The sequence below is a fragment of the Archangium sp. genome (genome assembly GCF_036388035.1).
Lineage (GTDB): Bacteria > Myxococcota > Myxococcia > Myxococcales > Myxococcaceae > Archangium.
Genome location: NZ_DASVSO010000338.1, coordinates 1 through 5,498, shown reverse-complemented (window position 1 = coordinate 5,498; position 5,498 = coordinate 1). Strand labels below are relative to the sequence as shown.

Annotated in this window: 5 protein-coding genes; 1 reads left to right on the top strand and 4 read right to left on the bottom strand. The window is 69.9% G+C overall.

Features of this window, described 5'->3' with window-relative positions:
- Positions 1–384 (bottom strand): NUDIX hydrolase (locus VF697_RS13865; RefSeq protein ID WP_331095093.1); only part of this gene is annotated, 384 nt, incomplete at its 3' end.
- On the bottom strand, positions 381–1,802 hold the full coding sequence (locus VF697_RS13860) for a DUF2380 domain-containing protein (RefSeq protein ID WP_331095091.1): 1,422 nt from the start codon (positions 1,800–1,802) through the stop codon (positions 381–383). The genes VF697_RS13865 and VF697_RS13860, both read right to left, overlap by 4 nt.
- Positions 1,803–2,170: 368 nt before the next feature.
- Between VF697_RS13860 and VF697_RS13855 the strand changes: the two genes are divergently transcribed.
- Entirely contained in the window at positions 2,171–2,800 is a 630-nt protein-coding gene (locus VF697_RS13855; protein WP_331095089.1) for an OsmC family protein, read from the top strand.
- A 99-nt stretch (positions 2,801–2,899) separates the two neighbouring features.
- On the opposite strand, the gene VF697_RS13850 is transcribed toward VF697_RS13855, so the two are convergent.
- Together VF697_RS13850 and VF697_RS13845 are read right to left on the bottom strand one after the other, a co-directional pair.
- Positions 2,900–5,050, bottom strand: a complete 2,151-nt coding sequence (locus VF697_RS13850; RefSeq protein ID WP_331095087.1) for a hypothetical protein — start codon at positions 5,048–5,050, stop codon at positions 2,900–2,902.
- 101 nt (positions 5,051–5,151) lie between these two features.
- Positions 5,152–5,498, bottom strand: a 347-nt coding sequence (locus tag VF697_RS13845) for an ATP-binding protein (protein ID WP_331095083.1), incomplete at its 5' end; no start/stop codon positions are given.

The following is a 5,498-nucleotide window of genomic DNA, read 5'->3' as shown; positions in this document are numbered from 1 at the left end:
GAGCGCATCGCCGACCTGCCTCACGCGCTCCTCATGGGTTGCTGGCGTGAAGGCACTCCACGAGCCAAGAGCGATGGCAACCTCTAGACGGGCTTCGTCATCCAGCATGGCTGGCCAGCCATCAGGGAGACTCTCCCACAGTTCGCGCACGAGTTGTCCGCGCACCAAGCGTGTGAGCCGATGGCTTCGCTCCGCCTCGGCCACCAACCCGCTGAACAACTGCACCGCGTTGACGTCGTCCCCTCCAAGCTCATGGGCCAACTCGACCAGCGGAAGGGTAGGGCGCGCCTCGGCAAAGGCAGTGAGCGAATCGTAACCTCGCTCGCGGACCCGCTCATACAGCCGGACCTTCCAGTTGCCCTCCCAGGACTGGTCCTCGCTCATCGTCCTCTCCAAGGAGTGAAGTTGATCGGGATGCCATAACGCTTCATCTCCCTTGCGACGATCTTCAGGATGGCATTGGGTGTCAACATTCGGCCGGCCCTGGTTTCGGCGTCGCGCAGCGCCTTCATGATCATCTGGTTCCATTCGCCGGGCCATTGGCGACCCAGGCGCCAATCGCCTCCGCCATGGATTGCCTGGTGGCTTGCCTGCTTCATGCTGACGCAGAACTGGTCGATGCTCATGTCGCCCGTGAAGCCACGCTTCTCGAACCACTCGCGGAACTCTCGCGGCAGGACGTGGTGTTCCGGTGGCTCGGCCATACCGGCCCCCGCTCTGCCCGTCACATGCATGCCCCGCACTTCGGGCCCGTCGCCGAGCGCCTCGCGCACGCCCGGCGGCAGGTCCTGCTTCGCTTCGGCCATCATCACCTGGCCGGCGTGAATCCGCACGGCGGCGCTGACGGCGGGAAGGGAGATGACGCCCGCCTGCACCAGCCGGCGCATCATCTCCACCCACTCGGCGGAGACGACAATCCGCGTGCCCGTCATCACGCCGTTGCTTCCCACCACGAGGCCCACGCCGAGCGTGGCGGAAGCGGCTGGCGGTAGCAGCCGGGGCAGGGCCATCCTCATCGCCGAGGCCGGGGTGAGCAGCTCAAGGAGCTCCTTCACCACCAGCATCTTCTCGAACTGTTGCGCCCCCACGCGCACGGCCTCTCGGGTCGCGACGAACTCGCCGGTGAGGTGGCCCATCAGCGCGGGCAGATCGGTCGTCGCCGCCTCCATCCGTTCTGGCTCCAGGGATGCAAGCGCAGTCATGGCGGGCTCCATCATCTCCTGCAACTGGCGCACCTTCCTGAACAGCCGCTCCACGCTGTAGTAAGGGCACTGCCTGAGCACGACGTCGGCGAGGTTGAGGATGTCGAGCCAGACGGCGAGCAGGAGGGAGCCCAACATGGCGGATTGGAGCCGTGGGCCGGCGAGCCGCAGGAGGGCCAGCTGCATCTCCGGGTCATCCACCTCCGATGCTGTGCTGGACAAGTTGGTGGCAGCGGCGAGCCTGGCGTCAATCCAGTGCAGTTGCTCAACGCCGTAAGCAATGGAGGGGATGGTCAGGTCGGCGTGTCGGCCGGCGAGGCCGGCCCTGCTGGCCTCGAGTCTGGAGAGCGCACCGGAGAGGCGGTGGGTGGACCCGGACACGTCGCCAACAGCTCCGAGAAATGCGAGCCGGACCGCGATGACGCTCTGCCGTGCGGGCTCCGCGGCGTCACGCGGGAGTGCGCCCCCCATGGTTTCCACCACACGGCCAGGACCCGCTGGCGCGGGCGCGGCGGCCTCGCGCGGCGTGTATCTCAGGCTCGCCCCCAGGCTGGGCGGTGGCGTCAGCGACGCACAGCCGGTGGAAAGCAGCAGGCTCATGGCGAGCAACAGCCGTGCTGGGACAAGCCTCGCTTCGCTCTCCAGGGGAAGCTCCGTCAGATGACTGCGTCGGTGGCGCGGCGGGCAGTGGCGACTTGGGGCCGGGACGAGGAAGAAACGGCGCTCACGGTCCGCTCCGGGCCGAGGGGCTGCGCTGGAAGGCTGGAACGGCCCCGGAATTATCGCTGAAGAGACAGAAATGTTGCTCCCCCAACTTGAAAAGTCCCTGGGTGGAGCCTCAGCCGGCGGAGGAGGACCCACTTGCCTGCCAGCCCCACGCCTGTTCGAGCGCGGTAGCCCAAAGGTCGCAGCCCCTCCGTCTGGAGGCGGTGTTCGTCGGTGCGCCCTTCGTGCCTGGAGTGGGAGTGATGCGCACTCTCATCTACTGGCATGAGCAGCACCGGGCTGGGGCCGCCGCTCCAGGTGCCGCCTGCTCAAACCCACTGGAGGAGGCGGACATGGAGCACATGGGAAGCTGCAGCACACTCGGTATCGACACCTTCGAGAAGACGAAGGAACACGTGTCCACCCATCCGGAGGCAGGCAAGGGCTTCTTCGAGACGGTGACGGAGTGGCGCGATGGTGCCCAGGCGGTGACGCGGGCGCGCTCCTTCACCCTGGAGACGGACGAGCCCGCCGTGCTCGGCGGCAAGGATCAGCACATCGACCCGATGGAGCTGCTGCTGGCCGCGCTCGGCACCTGCCTGACGATTGGCTGGGTGACGCAGGCCCGGCTGCGCGGGCTCGACTACCGCCACCTGCGCATCAAGGTGATCGCCCCCTTCGACCTGCGCGGCTACCTCAACCTGGACCCGAGGGTGCGCCCCGGCTTCTCCGAGCTCCAGTACACCGTCGAGGTGGACGCCGAGATGGACGCCGCCACGCTGGAGGAGATTCGACAAGCGGCGGAAAGGAGCAGCCCGATGTTCGACAACATCCTCAACCCCACCGCCATCTCTGGCCGCGTGATGAAGACCCACGAATCGCTGGACGCCTGAACCCTTACGGCTTCCTGGCGGCGTCCTCGCGCTGCCGTCGGATGCGTGGCTCCGCGAGCCGGGCTTGACGCGGAGGACCGGAGGCGGGCCCCGGGGGCCTCACACCTCGGGGAGCGTGTTCCGCTCGGCCTCGTGGGCGAGCTCCGACTCCGCGTAGCCCTCCACCTCGCGCAGGGCGTCCGCGAACTCCTGGGCGTGCTCGGGAACCGCCCGTTGCGCCCACTGGAGCAGCTCGCGCGCCCGCTCGAACTGCTTGTCCGAGAGGTAGACCTGCACGGTGGCGTGGATGACCTCGGGCTGGCGCTTCGCCTCGGGCCCGAGTCCCTCCAACAGGGCATAGGACCGGGCCGGGAGCCCGAGCTGGCTCATCAGGGCCGCGCGTTGCGCCACGGCCTGGGCCGCGTCGCTCGGAGGCCTCAGCTGGAAAGCCTTCCCCTGCTGAATCATCGCCCGGAGCGGGCCCCACCCTTCCGGGCCGAAGCGGCGCTCGGCCCGCTGGAGCGTGTCCAGGGCCTGGTCCCACTTCTCCTGCCAGGCGAGGGACCGGACATAGGCCTCCCAGCCGGCGGGCCACGACTCCGCCTCCTCCGTGACGACGCGGAAGAGGGACTCGGCGCGCTCCAGCTCCAGGGTCCGCGCGAACACGAGCGCGCGGTAGTAGCCGTAATGGCCGAGGTCCCGCCGGGTGAGGATGGCCGCGCGCGCCTTGGGCGAGACCTCGACGCGCAGCTCCCGCCCGTCCAGGGAGAGGCGGGCGGTGGGCTGTGACGCATCCCTGAGCGCGTCGAGGAACCGGCCCAGGGCCCGCAGCGTCTCCGGGTCCGTGTCGCGGGTTGTCTGGATGCGCGTATAGGCCCACGTCGCCGCGGCGAGGGCGCGCGAGTCGGCATCCGAGGGCAGCTCCAGCCGCTGGAGCGCCAGCTCCTGGGCGAGCCCATACCGGTTCTGGCTGAGCAGCTCGCGCACGAGGTCATCGACGTTGGAGGGGAGCGTCGGGCGCAGCCGGTACTCGTAGACCCGGAGCGTCATGCCGTCCTGGAACATGCCGGACAGCCGCGCCGTGGCGCCCGCGAAGGCCACCAGCAGGACGATACCGCCTCCGAGCACTCCCAGGCGGACGGCGCGCGGCACGCGGTCGAGCCGCACGAGGGCGCGGGCGACCAGCGCACCCAGCCCGATGAGGGGCACGTAGAGGAGCCGGTCGGCGATCATCGACTTGGGGGAGATGGGGAAGAGCAGCACCGGGGCGAGCGGCACGGCGAACCAGAAGGCATCCGCGAGCCACGGGCGCACGGCCGGCCGGAAGCGCGCGAGCACCAACCCCGCGACGAGCGCGAGCGCGAGGCCCGAGCCCAGCACCCAGGACCCCACCGAGAACGGACCGCCAGGAAGCTCGAAAGGGGCGGGCACGGTGCTGGGAGGGAAGGGCCAGAGCGCGCGCTGGATGTACAGTCCCAGCGTGCCGAGCACCCGCTCCACGAGCCCCGTGGCGGGGAACGAGGCCGGCAGCTCGCGCTCCACCAGGGGCACCCACTGCATGCGGAGCCACGTGAGCCCACCGAGCAGCACCTGATACGCGGAGGCCTCGAGGAGACGGTGGCGGCGCTCGCGTCCCTCGTGGCGGAGTACGGCCTCGGCACCGAGGAGGGCCGGAATGACGAGGGCGGTCTCCTTGCTCCCCAGCGCGAGCACCAGGGCCGCCGCCGTGGCCGGCCCGCGCCAGGGCCACCGGAGCACGTCCCAGGCCGTCAGGGCGAGGAGGGTGAAGAGTCCCAGCCACAAGTCGGTGCCGCCGGAGATCCACGTCACCGACTCCGGGCGGGACGGGTGCAGGACGAACAGGAGCGCGCCGGCGAGGGCCGCCAGCTCGGGCGGGAGGGCGCCGCGGGCCTCCGCCGTCACCCGGCGCCGCAGCCAGGAGAACAGGAGGAAGGCGCAGCCGAGGTGCAGCGCGAGGTTGAGCGCGTGGTAGCCGAGGGTGTCGCGCCCGAAGAGGTGCCAGCACACGAGGTGCCCGAGCTTGACGACGGGGCGGAAGAGGCCGCTGGCACCGATGCCCGGCTCGGAGACCCACCAGAAGTCCCGCAGCAGGAGCCGCGAGAGCGGGGCGGTCCGCAGGTAGTCGTTCCAGGGAATGAGGAAGCTGTCATCCCAGACGAAGTCGCCCGTCAGCCCGGGAGCGAATGCCCCGAGGGCCGCGAGCGCGAGCAGGACGAGAAGGAGGGGCGAGCGGACAGCGGGATTCTCCATGGGGCGCACTCGGGCGGCGGGCACCTTACCTCAGCGCGGCGCCAGAGCGGGGACGTCCTATGGCTCGGTGAGGGTGAGCGTCAGTTGGCGTTCCCCCTCCCTCATTTTGCCTCCGGTGCCGTGCACGGCAGCTCCAGGGTGAAGGTGGCGCCGCGCCCCGGTCCCTCGCTGTGCGCCGTCAGCGTGCCGCCCAGCTCCTGGGCCGCCAGCGCACTGGAGTGCAGGCCGAAGCCATGGCCCTCGTCCCGGGTGGTGAAGCCGTGCTGGAAGATGCGCGTGAGCAGCTCCGGCGCGATGCCCATCCCGTTGTCGCGCACCTCGATGCGGACGCGGTCGGCCGTGGGGGCCTCCAGCCGCAGCGTCAGGCACCGCTGCTCCGCGGGCGCCTCATCCAGGGCGTACTTGGCGTTGCTGATGAGGTTGACCAGGATCATCAACACCTTGTGCT